Raw genomic sequence first — 15,728 nt, 5'->3', positions numbered from 1 at the left:
TTTACAAGATATACTAGTATTATCTGACAATTTTATCCATAAATAGAGTTATTGTTGTGTTTTCAGTTAAAAAAATTTTCAAATTCGCCCTAGCTGTACTTTTTATAACCTTAATCGGTACATTTGTACTATATTTAAGCTTACGAAGTGAATTGCCAAATATTGAATCTTTACAAGATGTAAAGTGGCAAACTCCAATGCAAATTTACAGCAATGATGGGTTATTGATCTCTCAATTTGGTGAAAAGAAACGAATACCTTTAATCTTTGAAGAAATTCCTCAACAATTAATTGATGCACTTTTAGCCACTGAAGATGATCGTTTTTATTTTCATTTTGGTGTCGACCCTATTGGTATGACCCGCGCTGTTTTAGGTCAAATTACTGGAAATCATAGCGGCGGAGCTAGTACCATTACTATGCAGGTAGCCCGTAACTTCTTTCTTACTCGAGAAGTCACTTATATCAGGAAGGTGAGAGAGATATTTTTATCTTTCCACATAGAAAGCTTATTAACTAAAGATGAAATATTAGCCCTTTATATCAATAAAATTCCACTAGGCCATAGAGCTTTTGGTTTCGGCGCAGCGGCGCAAGTATATTACGGTAAAAATATTAATGAACTTAACCTCGCACAAATAGCAGTACTTGCTGGCTTACCTAAAGCACCTTCAACTTATAACCCTATCAGCCGTCCAGATCGTGCAAAAATTCGCCGCACTACAGTTTTACAACGTATGTTAGTCAGTGGCTATATTACCGAGCAAGAATATCAAACCGCTAAGAATGCTCCTATAACGGGAAAACGTCATGGTGCGAAAATAGCACTAAATGCTCCTTATGTTGCAGAAATGGCTCATCAAAAAATGGTGGAAATGTATGGAACAGAAATAGCTTATACGGGCGGTTATAAGGTATTTACTACGGTAAATAGCAAACTACAAAACTCTGCGAACTTATCTGTTACTAACAATTTACTTCGATATGATCAACGCCATGGTTATCGTGGTGCGGTATTAAGCCTACGCCCCGAATTCAATGAAGATGAATTAGCTAACAATATAGATACTCCACCTCAAGAGATTCCTCCTTTAAGTGATGAAGAAATAGCAGACGCCCTTAAGGAAGTTAATTCTTATCAATCTCTTGAGCCAGCAGTAGTAACACAAGTTGATGAACGTTCAGTCAATATAACACTTCGCAACAATAAAAAAGCGGTAATACCTTGGTCAGGTTTAGCTTGGGCACGCGAATTTATTAATGATAGAAAACAAGGCCCTGCCCCAAAACTTGCCAGTGAAATATTAAACCTTGCTGATGTCATCTTGGTAAGCCAAGAAGAAAATGGAGATTATCGTCTTAGTCAATTACCTTCAGCCAGTGCCGCTATGGTATCTATTTCACCTGACGATGGTGCGATAAAAGCAGCGGTTGGTGGTTTTAGTTTTAAACAAAGTCAATTTAATCGAGTTACTCAAGCAAAGCGACAAGTGGGCTCTAATATCAAACCATTTATATATTCTGCAGCTTTAGAGAATGGTTATACGTTAGCATCACTTGTAAATGATGCACCGATTAATCAGTGGGATAGAAGTACGGGCCAAGTGTGGCGACCGAAAAACTCCCCTGATAAATATGTTGGGCCGATCCGTGTACGTTTAGCGCTAGCTCAGTCTAAAAATGTTATCGCGGTGAGATTACTCAAAAGTATAGGCCTAGATAAAGCGATTGATTATTTATCTAATTTTGGCTTTGCCCCAGATGAATTGCCACGTAATGAATCATTGGCGCTAGGCTCTGCTTCTTTAACTCCCATGGAGGTTGTTACGGGTTTTGCTACTTTTGCAAATGGCGGTTTTTTGATAGAGCCATATTTAATTGAACGTATTGAAAGTGCTAAAGGTGAAACCCTCTATCAAGCAGCACCTGTTTTAGCATGTGACCCTTGCGAAATAGCCGAATCATTTAACGATAATGAGCAAACAAACCTTGATGACAGTGCTCAAAATAAATCGGAAGAAGTCGCTACTACAATCCAGCCAGTTTCAGCGCCTAGGGTTATTTCAGAGCAAAATGCTTTTTTAATCACTCAGGCTTTAAATAGTGCAATTTGGGGAGCTGACTGGTCTGCAGAAAATGGTTGGCAAGGTACTGGCTGGCGCGCTAGAGCATTGAAACGTCGCGATATTGCGGGTAAAACAGGTACAACTAATGAAGGAAAAGATGCGTGGTTCTCAGGTTACTCTCGTCATTTAGTGACTACTTCTTGGATAGGCTTTGATGACCACAGTCGTAATTTAGGGAAGTCAGTGTACAACAACAATTTAAGCAAGAATCAAATAACCGGTACTGAAGCTGGAGCAAAATCGGCACAGCCAGCTTGGGTTGATTTTATGAAAGTTGCCTTAGCCGATTTACCGGTTGAAACCTTTGATCCTCCCACAGACATAGTCTCGGTGAGAATTGATAAGGTTACTGGCAAGCTAAGTACAAATACCAATAAAAGTAGTGAGTTTGAATATTTTCAAATTAATACTGCTCCTACGGAATACGTCAGACAAGATAATAGTGTTGATATATTTCAAAGTGAAGAAGGTCTACAAAATGAAGAAGAGGAGCTTTTCTAGACTAATATTATTTGGTGTCGCTTGAGTTAATTAATAGCAATGATTTAAGCGACATTAACCCAGCGGTAATTTTTTCTTCACTTTGCCCTGCAAAACCTAATCTTATATATTTATTTTCGTTATTTTTCTGGTCTAAATGAAAAGCCTCTTCTCCCAGCAAAAATATACCTTTAGCTTTTGCTAGCTCAGCAACTTCTTGTGCGTTCCTACCAATGCTAATCCACAATGCCATGCCACCTTTAGGTACGGTAAATTCTATATTTATGCCCTCATCAATAAACGAATTAAGTATATCAACCATACACTTTCTACGCTTTTGATAACGCCGAGTTGATTTACGTAAATGACGTTCGAAGCCACCATCTTTCATCCACCTGGCAACAGCATCTTGTAATAACACATTCGCTTTATGATTCATCAAGGTGCGATAACTAACAAGATGAGGGGCTAAGTCTTTACTGACAGCTATAACGCCTAGGCGAGCACTAGGGAACATAATTTTAGAAAAACTAGAAATGTAAATAACCAAACCTGCTGGGTCATTCGCAGCCATGGGCGGTAAAGGTTGGCTGTTATAATGGAATTCATGATCATAATCATCTTCGATGATGGGAATGTTATATCTATGGGCAAGTTGATACACTCGTACACGATTAGCTGCCGATAGCGTAGTGGTAGTTGGATATTGATGTAATGGTGTCAGATACAATAAACGAATTTTGTCCGTTTTTATCGCTACTTCAAGATCGTCAACATCAATGCCTTGCTCAGTCTGCTTAATACCAATCAATTGTGCACCAACATTTTGCAATGCTGTCCATGCAGGGCGATACCCTAAATTTTCCACGGCAACTTTATCACCCGCTTCGAGCAATACTTGTGAAATAATATATAGAGCTTCTTGGGTACCATTAACAACGATAATTTCTTTATTGGTAATCGCTCTAACTCTGCGTAAATAGGTACTTACTTCTTCAATAAAAGCATGAAAACCGTTATTTTCGCCATAGTTCAACTCATTGATCGCGGGTCTTCTTAGCGCGTCATTAACAAAACCTCTAAATTCATCAAACGGGAAAAGTGCAACATCAGGATTACCGCCGGCAAAATTATACTTGTAGTCATGAGCAGGCCTTACAAAAGAGTTCTTAAATGGCTTTAAAATTCGCCATTGATGATTGTTTATTTTTTCATCTTGTTTGCTATCACTCGTTAATGAAGAATATATTGGCAGCACCTTCGCCACTGAGTAGCCTTTTCTTTGCTCGGTTTCAACCCAACCTTGTGCAATAAGCTCACTATAAGCCGCCATAACCGTATGTCTATTAACAGATAACTTCTCTGCTAACGCTCGTGCAGAAGGTAATCTCTCTTCACAAACAACAGCCCCTACTCTAATTGCTTTTATTATCGCTTTGGCAATTTTTAAGTATAATTTCTCTTGAGAGTTTTCAATGTCGAGGGTTAAGTTTTTCATAACTGGTCTAAGTAAAAGATAAAATCTGGTTGTTTTGTTTATATCATAACTAGGCAAAATATAGTGATATTTTTTAATGAGGTCTAACTATGTTTCCACCAAAAACGACAACACTAAGCACTGATAAAATTTCGCTTCGCCCGTTAACTCTTGACCATGTAAATGAGTTTTATCGTGCTGGCTCTTTTCCAGAAATCTGGACTTGGTCACTCCCGGATAAATGCACTTCAATATCAGCCACCAAAGATTGGTTAATATATTCTGAGCAAATGACAGAGCAAGGGCAACATGTGCCATTTGCTATCTATGATAATCAATCTAACCAATTTGTCGGCAGCACTCGTTATTGTTCAATAAATTCAGCAGATAGAAGCGTTGAAATTGGCTTTACTTTTATCACACCAAAATTTCAGCGAAGCTATATAAATACCCATGCTAAATACTGCTTGTTAAAACATGCTTTCGAAACATTGGGCGCAATTAGAGTTGAATTTAAAACCCACGAAAAAAATGACAAATCACGTAACGCTATCACAAGGCTAGGGGCAAAATTTGAAGGTATATTGAGAAACCAACGAATTTTGTCAGATGGAAGTTACCGAAATACCGCGATATTTTCAGTCCTTGAAAATGAATGGCCTGTTGTTAAAGAAAATTTAAAAGCAAAAATGGAGTGTGTTTATGACTAATTTATCTGAGCCAGAGCTTGAGGTTATGCGCAAGAACCCCTTTGCACAAATACTCTCTTCAGCAATTGGAGAAAGAGGTTTTGCCGAGCTAGTTTATTGTCCTTTACAACACCTTGGAGAGGGTAAATTTCTAGGTCATTTACCCAACAATAATCCACTTATTAAGGCAACAAAAGAGAATAACTTAGTTAGCGTCATTTTTAATGGCCCACACGGGTATATTTCACCGAGGTGGCACAGTGAACAACCGGTGCCAACATGGAATTATGCTAGTGTTTCATTAACTTGTCGGTTAAACGTAATTGAATCTAGCCAAGAAAAATTGATAGCAATGGAGCAGCTAAGTCATTACTTTGACCCTAAATGGGAGTTTAGTGAATTTAATAATCAAGCCAATACAAAAATGGTTCAACAGATGTTATCTGCAATTACAGTATTCACCCTTGAAATCAAGAATGTTAAAAGTAAATTTAAATTATCACAAAACCGCTCTGTCGCATGTCGAACAGCATTCCAAGAAAATTTATATCTAACAGGTTATAAAGAGTTAGCAGACATCCAGCTAGACTAGTAATATTTTAGCTATTATTTCGCCGACTACTTGCTTTCAAGATTATTTATACAATACTTAGCGATACAAATCAGCACGGTGAAATGGAAGCTAAAATGAGCAACAAAGGATTGGATTGGCTGAATGTTTTATTGATTGATGACAGTGTTACCATCTTAAGTCTCGTCAAAAAAATACTCGAAGAAAATTATAATATTGATAATATATATTCTGCGTCTTCGGCACTAGAAGCATTGCAAATTCTCCGTCAGCCTAATCAAATTAACTTACTCTTTCTTGATCTCAACATGCCAAACTTTGATGGTATTCAATTATTAGAGCAATTAAAGGAATTTAAATACAAAGGCTATATTGTCATTATGAGCGGGGTATCTACCCAGATACTATCATCCGTCGAGCTGTTAGCAAAAAAATATGGTTTAAACTATATAGGGACATTATTAAAACCTATCCATGAAATAGACTTTGAGATCATCATTGACAAAATTGGAGTCTCTAGAGGTAAATATCAAAAAGCTGAGCCTCTTAAAAATTATGAAATTATCCGAGCCATTAAAAATGACGACATTGAGGTATTATATCAACCACAAGTAGATTTAATTTCACGAAAATTTATTGGTGTTGAAGCACTATGTCGAATCCAACACCCTAGATTTGGTATGGTTTCACCTGATCGATTTATTGATAAAGCAGAAGAAAGCGATCTCATTATTCATATTACATTAGCGGTGTTAAAAAGATCTCTTAAAGACTGTCAAAAGTTATCTCAACATGGATTAGATATCAAATTCTCAGTTAACGCTTCCCCAATTGCACTACAACAACCCGAATTTACAGATACCCTGTTCTTGTTATTAGAACAGTTTAATTTATCCGCCGATAAACTATGTATTGAGGTTACAGAGGGAATTTTGGCAGAAGACCAATTACAAGAATTAATGAATTTAAACAGAATGAATATGCGCGGCATCCAGCTAGCTTTAGACGATTTTGGACAAAGTCATTCAACCGTAGAGCGACTACAAAAGTTGCCATTAACTTATTTAAAGCTAGATAAAAGTTACTTCATCGAACATAAAGACAGTATTCAACAACTATCGCTTATAAATAGTAGTATTGCTTTAGCAAATAAGTTGAACCTGAAAACTATTGCTGAAGGTATTGAAAGTGCGAGTGTTTTAAGTTTAGCAACAGAGATGGGCTGTAATATTGGGCAAGGGTATTACATAGGTCACCCTATGCCAGCTAAAGATATTATTTCTTGGTCTAGAAACTGGCAAGCGATGACCTAGCTATTAAATTTCTTTGACAAAAACCTTAGATTTGCGCTGAAAGTTATACATTTCTTGTTTTCCTTTAGGCAATTTGTTCATGGCTTGCTCAACAAATCCACGCTCTTGAAACCAATGCCCACTAACGGTGGTTAATACAAAGATTGAAGCAAGTTGCTGTTTTTTTGCTTCGGTTTCCAATGCTGCCATTAACCGTCCACCACGATTTCCTTTACGATAATCTGGATGAATAGCGACACAAGCGACTTCGCCCATTTTTGCATCTGGGTAGGGGTAAAGTGCCGCACAGGCAATTATCACATCCTCTTTTTTCAAGACAATAAACTGGTCTATTTCTACTTCCAGTAATTCTCTCGAGCGCTTAACTAAAATGCCTTCCGCCTCTAACGGTGCAAGTAACTCTAAAATACCTGCGACATCATCAATAGTGGCTATTGATAATTGCTCTTTATGATCTTTAGCGATCAAAGTACCTGCACCATCACGGGTAAATAGCTCTTGTAATAAGGCCGTTTCACTTTGATAGCTAACACAGTGACAACGCTCTACACCATTCTCACCACTTTGTATAATAGCGCGAAGTAGTAACTGACGAACATGACAATCTTTTTCATCAAGCAAAGTTTTAACGGTGCGGACACTACAGCTTTTAATCAGCTCACCGGCATTATCTAATAAACCTTCATCTTCCGTTAAGGTGATTAATTTATCTGCTTTTAAGGCGATAGCCGTTTGTGCTGCAACATCTTCAAGCGCTAAGTTAAACACTTCCCCTGTAGGAGAATAGCCAATAGGTGAAAGCAATACGATGGAGCCATAATCGAGCTGCATGTTAATGCCTTCAGAGTCTATTCTACGTACAGTGCCTGTATACTTAAAATCAACGCCATCACGTACGCCCATAGGTTTAGCGATGACAAAATTTCCGGTGCTGACTCTAATTTGAGAGCCGTGCATAGGAGAGTTAGCTAAACCAGTTGAGAGCAAAGCTTCAATATGTAAACGCAACGAGCCCGTTGCATCTTTAACCGCACCTAAAGTTTTAGGCCCGGTAACACGAATGTTATTCTCAACATGCGTGCTAATACCGCGTTGAGCAATACGATCTTCTATTTGAGGACGAGCACCGTGCACAACAACAAGCTTGACACCTAAGCTGCGCAGTAAAGAAATATCATGAATAATATTGGCAAAATTAGGGTGTAAAACGGCTTCTCCACCAAACATTAATACCACGGTTTTACCACGGTGAGCATTAATGTACGGGGCGGCATTTCTAAACCATTTAACGTAATTTTGATCGTTATTATTCATGTTTTCCATACTTTATAAAACGCTTATCATTTTCGAATTAGCTTTATATTGCTACTTCGTTTGCCCAACAATGTATTCCATTGCTACTTCATCAGCCGGATCTTTATGTGGGCTAGGCTCACTATCTTCAATAATATTTTCAGCTAAAGAGTTTTTATCAATGCCGTTAAAACCTAACTTAGTGAAATATTCAGGAATATAAGTTAAAACGATAATTTGCTCTAACTCCATCTGGTGAGCAAATTCAAGCAAGTATTGTACTAATGCTTGTCCTTGTCCTTGACGTTGAGCTTTTTCATCAACAACCACTGAACGAATTTCAGCTAGGCCCGTTTGATAAATATAAAGCGATGCACAACCTACTACGTTACCGTCAAGCTCCGCGACAACAAAGTTTTGAACATCGTGAATAATATTGTCCAGCGTACGTGGCAATATCTCACCTTTATCCGCCTGTAAATTAACTAGATGATGTATTTTTTCAACATCCGACATACGTGCTCTACGTACTGACATTGCTGCTGCACGTTGGGCATTTAAACGCTGCTTGACCTGCTTTAAGGCAATTTGTGTTTGCTGTTTACCTGGTGCACCGACAACTTGTTCATTTAAGATATCTTCATTACCAGATTGAATATTAGCAATGGCTTGCTCTACTTGCGTACGCGAAGTGCCGCCAAGTGCTTCACGTTTATCTAAAGTCGATTCAATAGATAAATGTTGATACACATCTTGTTCAATTTGATCGCTAAACTCTTTTAATTGCGTGATGGTTAAATCTTCTAATGGACAACCTTTTTCTATTGCCGCTAACACTACTTCACCGACAATGTGGTGAGCTTCACGAAACGGGATATTTTTACCCACTAAGTAATCAGCCAATTCTGTTGCATTAGAATAACCTTGCTGAGCAGCAGCTAAGGTACGGCTACGGTTAACTTTTAAACCGTCTGCAACTAATACCGCCATTTCCATACATTCTTGCCAAGTATCTAAAGCATCAAAAAGACCTTCTTTGTCTTCTTGCATATCTTTATTATAAGCTAGTGCAAGCGCCTTCATGGTGGTTAACATACCTGTTAATGAACCAAAAACACGCCCAGCTTTACCACGAATTAACTCACAAGCATCAGGGTTTTTCTTTTGTGGCATTAATGAAGAGCCAGAGCTAACCAAATCACTCATTTCTACAAACCCAGCTTCACCTGAATTATAGAAAATTAAATCTTCAGCAAAACGTGACAAATGCATCATAGAAATACTGGCACTAGCTAATAATTCAATCACATGATCTCTGTCAGATACCGCATCTAGGCTGTTCATAGTCGCGCTTCTAAAGCCTAAACGGTTAGCTAAACCTTTACGATCAATTGGGTAACCTGTACCCGCTAATGCGCCCGAGCCAAGTGGTGACACATCTAAACGATAAAGAGCATCTTTTAAACGACCAATATCACGGTTAAACATTTCAACATAAGCTAAACACCAATGACCGAAAGTTACTGGTTGAGCACGCTGAAGATGAGTATAACCAGGTAATACTGTATCTTTTTCACGTTCAGCTAAATTTAACATGGCTTGTTGTAAGTTAACCAAAGCAAACAATAAATCGCCGCCTGTTTCTTTACACCATAATTTTAAATCGGTCGCTACTTGGTCATTACGACTACGGCCGGTATGGAGCTTCTTGCCTAAATCACCTGTTTTTTCAATCAGCTGAATCTCTACCCAGCTGTGAATGTCTTCTGCATCAGATAACAAAATTTGTTTAGGGTTCTCTTCTACTGACACCTTTAATTCATTTAAAGCCGTCGTTAAACGTGATAGTTCATCATCGTTTATTACGCCCACTTCATGAATTGCTTGTGCCCAAGCAATTGAACCAACAATATCTTGTACTGCCATGCGGTAATCAACAGGTAACGAGTCGTTAAACTTTTTAAACTGGATACTCGCTTTTTCTTTAAACCTTCCGCCCCATAAAGCCATGGTTATTCTCCTTTAGCTTTTTCGTCTTGCGCTTTAAGCGCTTCAATACGACTTGAAAGACTAAATAAACGGATAAAACCTTCTGCATGTTTTTGGTCATAAACATCATCAGCACCAAACGTTGCAAATTCTTCAGAGTACAAACTATTAGGTGAACGACGTTGGGTAGCAGTTGCTTGTCCTTTAAATAACTTAACAACCACATCACCAGTTACTTTTTCTGCTAATGATGCTGCTGCCGCCAGTTGAGACTTAGCTAATGGCGTAAACCAACGACCATCATAGATAACATGAGAAAATTCTAAGCCGATAGACTCACGGAATTTTAACGATTCTTTATCATGAATAAGTGTTTCTAAACCTTTATAAGCAGCCATTAACACAGTGCCACCAGGCGTTTCATAACAACCACGAGACTTCATGCCAACTAAACGGTTTTCTACGATATCAATACGACCAACACCATGTGCTGCTGCTTTTTCGTTTAAGTACATTAATGCTTGATAAGGAGAAAGCTCTTTGCTGTCTACTGAAACTAATTCACCTTCAACAAAGCTTAAAGCTACAGTTTCTGGAGCATCAGGCGCATCCATTGGATCTACCGTCATAGTCCATACTTCTTTAGAAGGCTCACACCATGGATCTTCTAATTCGCCACCTTCGTGAGAAATATGCCAAGCATTCGCATCACGGCTATAAATTTTAGTTAATGAAGCAGAACATGGAATATCACGCTCAGCTAAGTAATCTAATAAGTCTTCACGAGAAACCATATCCCATTCACGCCATGGCGCAATAACGGTAAGCTGTGGTGCAAGGGCTGCAAAACACGCTTCGAAACGCACTTGGTCATTACCTTTACCAGTACAACCATGACACACTGCATCAGCGCCAACTTTAAGCGCAACTTCAATGTGTGCTTTAGCAATAATAGGACGTGCCATCGACGTACCTAATAAATATTGACCTTCATATACTGAACCCGTTTTTAAGATTGGGTAAATATAATCTTTAACATACTCTTCTTTAAGATCAGCAACGTAGCATTCAGATGCACCTGAGGCGATAGCTTTTTCTTTAATACCTTCAAGCTCTTCTTCACCCTGACCAACATCAGCACAAAAAGCCACTACTTCACAGTTATCATAGTTTTCTTTTAACCATGGAATGATGGCTGAAGTATCTAAACCACCTGAATACGCTAGTACGACTTTTTTAATTTGTTTCTTTTGAATACTCATAATTTTATTCTCTAAATTTGATTAAATTATTTCTTAATTAATATATTGATTATTGCAGTAACGTTTTAGCTTGCAGATAGTTATTTCAATTTAAAGGAAAAAGCACGGAGTTGACGCTAGTCATTATTCCGTACATCCTGTACTCCACCTTAATAGGCCATCCTTTGTATGTTCAAATTCATTCCCGATGAATTTGTGAGTACTTTTGACGTTTAAATTGGACTAAATAGCAAAAAGATAATCGTTACTCACTAAATAAGGTTACTAACACGGAATTCTGTGCCCACATTCTATTTTCCGCTTGCTGAAATACAGCCGCCATTTCACTATCAAATAACTCAGTAGTAATTTCTTCTTCTAAATGCGCTGGCTGACAATGCAATACTATGCTTGCATCGGCTTTTGCCATCAAGTCATGGTTAACTTGATATGGAGCAAAATGCGCTAAAATTTCAGCTTTTTTACTGGCATCTTCATCACCCATTGAAATCCAAGTATCAGTATAGATGACATCTTGTGAGCCAATGTTATTTATATCCGTAGTAATGTTAAGTTTTGCGCCTGACTTATTTGCTAAAGACTGCGTTTTTTCAATAAACGCTGACGTTGCTTCGTAACCTGTTGGTGTAACAAGCGTAAAATCAACACCTAATGTCGCAGCCATAATCATTAAAGAGTTAGAGACATTATTACCATCGCCTATATAAGCGAGTTTCACTTCACTGAGCTCATTTTTACCAAGCGCAGGAAGCAGCTCGGTTAATGTCACAAAGTCTGCTAATGCTTGGCATGGATGATAAAGATCACACAAAGCGTTAATAACAGGTACAGTGGCATGCTCAGCTAACCCTTGAATTGAGTCGTGGCTAAAAACACGCGCCACAATAGCATCGGCAAAACACGATAAGTTTTTAGCATAATCACTTACGCGTTCACGCTCGCCAAGCTTGCCATTTTGTTGCCCTAAATAAAGAGCATGGCCACCTAATTTATTAATGCCCATATCAAAGCTAACATGGGTTCTTAATGATGGTTTTTCAAAAATCATCGCCACAGATTTACCGGCCAATACTTGACTGTACTCTGCAGGATTACTTTTAATCTTTATGGCTAATTCAATTAACGCTGTAAGTTGAGTTTTATTTAGCTCATCGTCGGCTAAAAAGTTATTCAATGATTGTGACATAAGTATCTTCTTTTAAATTTGTTTTGTCATCAGCTTAGCTAAGTTATATGACAGTTATAAGGTACTAATCTGGCTGTATTTGTGTTCCAACACCTTTACCTGATAGTAGCTCAGTAATTTGTTCAGGCGATTGCCAACTAGCAACCGCGATACTTCGTCGTAATTGATTTGCCGCCTGTAATGCAGCATTAACTTTTGCGGTCATGCCACCGGCAATCACACCTTGCTCAATAAGTTGATTTGCTTGCTTACTATTTAAAGAAGCTAAGTATTCACCGTCACCACCTTTTACGCCATTAACATCGGTTAATAACAGCAATTCAGCGTTGAGTAATTGACAAATAGCGACCGCGGCATCATCAGCATTCACGTTAACTAAATCACCGTTTGATAAGGCGCCAATAGATGAAATAACCGGTAGGAAATGGCTATTTAATAACGTATCCAATAACTGGCTTGATTTAGGGCTTGGTACACCAACTTCGCCTAAATCTAATTCAGATTTAGTACAAGCTATCATGTCACCATCGGCTAATGAAAGTCCGACTGCAGGAAAACTCATACTGTTTGCGGTTGCTACAATTGACTTATTAACTGTCCCCGCTAAAGCACCACTTATTAAGCCTATTTGCTCTTTTGGCGTAACACGTAAGCCATGCTTTTTAACGGTCGTAAAATTAGCTTGTGCTAACATGTCATCGACCACACAACCGCCACCGTGTACTAACACAACTTTAGCAACGGCTTTAAGTTCAGCAATCACAGCTAATAAAGCAGTTAATGCATCTTCTTTTTCTAAGATAGCACCGCCAATTTTTATCACTAAAGGCTTGGTCATGACTATTCCTTAATTCCCGTTGTTTATTGGGAGTAAGCTATATTCACTTGGTAAGCCGAGTGAAATATTAAAACATTGTAAGGCTTGTGATGAAGCACCTTTAAGCAAGTTATCAATTGCACAACTGATAACAACAACGCTTTTCTCTTCATCAACTTGCCAATGAACATCAGCAAAAGGTGTATGCGCTACATTGCCAATTTGTGGCCACGCATTCACAATTCTAACCAAAGGTTTATCGCTATAAGCTTGCTCAAATGCCTCATCAACTTGCTTAGCAGTAACCTCTGCTTTTAATTGCATGGTGACGGTTGCCAACAAGCCTCTTTTATATGGTGCTAAATGCGGGTTAAATATTACCTGTGCATTCGCTTCTTGAGAAATCTCAGGCTGATGTCTGTGTTGTAAAATGTTGTATGGCTTTAAACTCACTTCATTAAAGTTGGTAGCAAGAGATGCATTTCTGCCAGCGCCACTAACACCACTAATGCCATTAACGACAATCAATGAGTTTTCAATATGAAGATTATTAGACGTAATAGGCTTTAAAGAAAGTAAGCTGGCGGTTGGATAACAACCCGGTACTGCCACTAAATCAGTATTGGCGATATCACTTTGTTGCCATTCGGCTAAGCCATATTTAGCTTGTGAAAGTGCGTCGACGTTCGCATGTTCAAAACCATAAAAGGTAGGGTAATCTTGAGCTTGCTTCAGCCTAAAGCCACCGGAAAGATCAAAAACTTTCACGCCAGCATCAACAAAAGCTTGCGCCCAATCAGCACTAAACTCATGAGGGGTAGCAAAGAAGACAACATCTAATGATTGTGCAGAATTTTCAAACCATTCTTGAGAAAAAGACTGCAGGGGTACATCACATATCCCCTGCCAGCGACCATGTAACTCGCTAAAAAGTTTTCCACAGGAAGTAGAATTTTCCGACACAACAAGATGTTGTATTGAAACTTTATCATGTTGGCATAACATACCAACTAACTCGGCACCGGCATAACCACTGGCACCAATAACAGCAACCTTTTTTACATCAGACACAACTTAAACCTTACTATTCAAATATTTAAAACGACATAACCAATCTCTTATAACTAAAGCATCCAAGAGATAATAAAATAATTATCTATCGTCGTCGTATTCCTTGAACAATTAGCATTACACTGTGCCTTATGATAAAAGTAGCCTAATAAAAACAGGTTATTTACACTTTAAAAGCAATTTACCAGTATATGGGTAGTTATGCAACTATTAAGCATAAGTATTTAAGCTTTTATTCGAATTATTTTTTGGATTTCATTTATGTCACAGTTACCAAACTTCGCACAATCTTTAACTGAATTGATTGCTTGCCCTTCTATTAGCTCTACTCAACCTAGTTGGGATCAAGGCAATTTAAAAGTTATTCAGTTACTTGCAACATGGTTTGAACAATTAGGTTTTCATATTGATATTCAACAAGTGCCTAGTGCTCATCAAGGTGGTGAGAATAAATATAACTTATTAGCAAAATTAGGTAGTGGTGAAGGTGGCTTATTGCTAGCCGGACATAGCGACACCGTACCTTTTGATGAAAGTCGCTGGCAAAGTGATCCTATGGGTGTTGTGAACAAAGATGATAAGTTTTTCGGATTAGGCACCTGTGATATGAAGGGCTTTTTTGCTTTTATTCTACAAGCCTGCAAAGGTTTGAATGCTAAGAACTTAAAAAAGCCCTTATATATATTAGCTACCGCAGATGAAGAAACCACTATGGCGGGAGCGAGATTCTTTGCTCAAAGTCAAGCAGCGAAACCTGATGTTGCAATTATCGGAGAGCCAACTAACTTGGTACCTGTGTATATGCATAAAGGTCACATGTCACACCGTATTAGTGTCCAAGGGCAATCAGGACACTCAAGTAAACCCAGCTTAGGCGTTAATGCTATTGAAATCATGTATGAGATCATTGGCGCGTTAATTGAGTTAAAAGAAAAGTTTAACCTTAATTATAAAAATGAAGCTTTTGACGTACCAGCACCAACTTTAAATATGGGTGCGATTAAAGGCGGTGATAATGCCAATCGTATTTGTGGTCATTGTGAGCTAGATCTCGACTTGCGCTCTTTACCAGGCATGAGTGACGATGAATTACTACATTGGTTAAGCGAAACACTTAAGCCGTTAGCAGAAAAGTTTCCAGGGCGTATCAGCTTTGAAGAGTTACATCCTAGCTCACCAAGCTTTGAGCAAGATAAGTGCTCTAGTGTCGAGAAGTGTTTTGTCAGTATTGCCGAAGAAATAAGTGGTCATCAATGTTGTGCGGTTAATTACGCAACTGAGGCCCCATTTATTCAGCAGCTTGGTTGTCAAACTCTTGTATTAGGGCCTGGCTCTATTGATCAAGCGCACCAACCTAATGAGTTTTTAGCGCACAGCGAAATAGAAAAAACCGATACGCTTTTAACTACCATGATCCAACGTTATTGTTTAAGTTAACTTGATCTCGATTTAAC

Annotated in this window: 12 protein-coding genes; 5 read left to right on the top strand and 7 right to left on the bottom strand. The window is 38.4% G+C overall.

Features of this window, described 5'->3' with window-relative positions; translation table 11 throughout:
* Positions 1 to 56 precede the first annotated feature (56 nt).
* On the top strand, positions 57 to 2,627 hold the full coding sequence (locus tag AC27IF_RS00750; RefSeq protein ID WP_487051194.1) for a penicillin-binding protein 1A: 2,571 nt from the start codon (positions 57 to 59) through the stop codon (positions 2,625 to 2,627).
* A gap of 7 nt (positions 2,628 to 2,634) precedes the next feature.
* On the opposite strand, the gene pdxR is transcribed toward AC27IF_RS00750, so the two are convergent.
* A complete protein-coding gene (gene pdxR / locus AC27IF_RS00745; RefSeq protein ID WP_487051192.1) occupies positions 2,635 to 4,104 on the bottom strand; it encodes a MocR-like pyridoxine biosynthesis transcription factor PdxR in 1,470 nt (489 codons plus the stop codon).
* An 89-nt stretch (positions 4,105 to 4,193) separates the two neighbouring features.
* Here pdxR and AC27IF_RS00740 point away from each other — a divergent pair, with 89 nt between their 5' ends.
* From AC27IF_RS00740 to AC27IF_RS00730, 3 genes are all read left to right on the top strand, one after another.
* Positions 4,194 to 4,793 carry a GNAT family N-acetyltransferase gene (locus AC27IF_RS00740; RefSeq protein ID WP_487051190.1) on the top strand — a complete coding sequence of 200 codons (600 nt, stop codon included), beginning with the start codon at positions 4,194 to 4,196 and terminating at the stop codon, positions 4,791 to 4,793.
* Complete coding sequence (locus tag AC27IF_RS00735; protein ID WP_487051188.1) at positions 4,786 to 5,364, top strand: FMN-binding negative transcriptional regulator; 579 nt, start codon at positions 4,786 to 4,788, stop codon at positions 5,362 to 5,364. Before AC27IF_RS00740 ends, AC27IF_RS00735 begins: the two co-directional genes overlap by 8 nt.
* A 95-nt stretch (positions 5,365 to 5,459) precedes the next feature.
* Positions 5,460 to 6,656: an EAL domain-containing response regulator gene (locus AC27IF_RS00730; protein ID WP_487051186.1), complete on the top strand. Its 1,197-nt coding sequence runs from the start codon at positions 5,460 to 5,462 to the stop codon at positions 6,654 to 6,656.
* A gap of 3 nt (positions 6,657 to 6,659) precedes the next feature.
* Here the strand turns inward: AC27IF_RS00730 and argA are convergent, their stop codons facing one another.
* From argA to argC, 6 genes are all read right to left on the bottom strand, one after another.
* Entirely contained in the window at positions 6,660 to 7,970 is a 1,311-nt protein-coding gene (gene argA, locus AC27IF_RS00725) for an amino-acid N-acetyltransferase (RefSeq protein ID WP_487051184.1), read from the bottom strand.
* Positions 7,971 to 8,021: 51 nt separating this feature from the next.
* The gene (argH, locus tag AC27IF_RS00720; protein ID WP_487051182.1) at positions 8,022 to 9,959 is read right to left on the bottom strand and encodes an argininosuccinate lyase; all 1,938 of its coding nucleotides are present in this window, start codon (positions 9,957 to 9,959) and stop codon (positions 8,022 to 8,024) included.
* Between the two features lie 2 nt (positions 9,960 to 9,961).
* Positions 9,962 to 11,200: an argininosuccinate synthase gene (locus tag AC27IF_RS00715; protein ID WP_487051181.1), complete on the bottom strand. Its 1,239-nt coding sequence runs from the start codon at positions 11,198 to 11,200 to the stop codon at positions 9,962 to 9,964.
* Between the two features lie 244 nt (positions 11,201 to 11,444).
* The gene (locus AC27IF_RS00710) at positions 11,445 to 12,374 is read right to left on the bottom strand and encodes an ornithine carbamoyltransferase (protein ID WP_487052195.1); all 930 of its coding nucleotides are present in this window, start codon (positions 12,372 to 12,374) and stop codon (positions 11,445 to 11,447) included.
* 76 nt (positions 12,375 to 12,450) lie between these two features.
* Entirely contained in the window at positions 12,451 to 13,224 is a 774-nt protein-coding gene (argB, locus tag AC27IF_RS00705) for an acetylglutamate kinase (protein ID WP_487051179.1), read from the bottom strand.
* A 9-nt stretch (positions 13,225 to 13,233) separates the two neighbouring features.
* Positions 13,234 to 14,274, bottom strand: a complete 1,041-nt coding sequence (argC, locus tag AC27IF_RS00700) for an N-acetyl-gamma-glutamyl-phosphate reductase (RefSeq protein ID WP_487051177.1) — start codon at positions 14,272 to 14,274, stop codon at positions 13,234 to 13,236.
* A gap of 261 nt (positions 14,275 to 14,535) precedes the next feature.
* On the opposite strand from argC, the gene argE reads away from it, so the two are divergent.
* A complete protein-coding gene (gene argE, locus AC27IF_RS00695) occupies positions 14,536 to 15,711 on the top strand; it encodes an acetylornithine deacetylase (protein WP_487051175.1) in 1,176 nt (391 codons plus the stop codon).
* Positions 15,712 to 15,728: the final 17 nt, after the last annotated feature.

It is taken from the genome of Colwellia sp. KS18-150, from assembly GCF_057551365.1.
Note: the sequence above shows the minus strand (reverse complement) of the source record. Positions and strands in the feature narration are given on the sequence as shown.

Excerpts from the sequence above, each read along its gene's own strand:
- argE (WP_487051175.1), top strand. The coding sequence starts at position 14,536 with ATGTCACAGTTACCAAACTTCGCACAATCTTTAACTGAATTGATTGCT.
- AC27IF_RS00735 (WP_487051188.1), top strand. The coding sequence starts at position 4,786 with ATGACTAATTTATCTGAGCCAGAGCTTGAGGTTATGCGCAAGAACCCC.
- AC27IF_RS00740 (WP_487051190.1), top strand. The coding sequence starts at position 4,194 with ATGTTTCCACCAAAAACGACAACACTAAGCACTGATAAAATTTCGCTT.
- argA (WP_487051184.1), bottom strand. The coding sequence starts at position 7,970 with ATGAATAATAACGATCAAAATTACGTTAAATGGTTTAGAAATGCCGCC.
- AC27IF_RS00715 (WP_487051181.1), bottom strand. The coding sequence starts at position 11,200 with ATGAGTATTCAAAAGAAACAAATTAAAAAAGTCGTACTAGCGTATTCA.
- argB (WP_487051179.1), bottom strand. The coding sequence starts at position 13,224 with ATGACCAAGCCTTTAGTGATAAAAATTGGCGGTGCTATCTTAGAAAAA.
- pdxR (WP_487051192.1), bottom strand. The coding sequence starts at position 4,104 with ATGAAAAACTTAACCCTCGACATTGAAAACTCTCAAGAGAAATTATAC.
- AC27IF_RS00730 (WP_487051186.1), top strand. The coding sequence starts at position 5,460 with ATGAGCAACAAAGGATTGGATTGGCTGAATGTTTTATTGATTGATGAC.
- argH (WP_487051182.1), bottom strand. The coding sequence starts at position 9,959 with ATGGCTTTATGGGGCGGAAGGTTTAAAGAAAAAGCGAGTATCCAGTTT.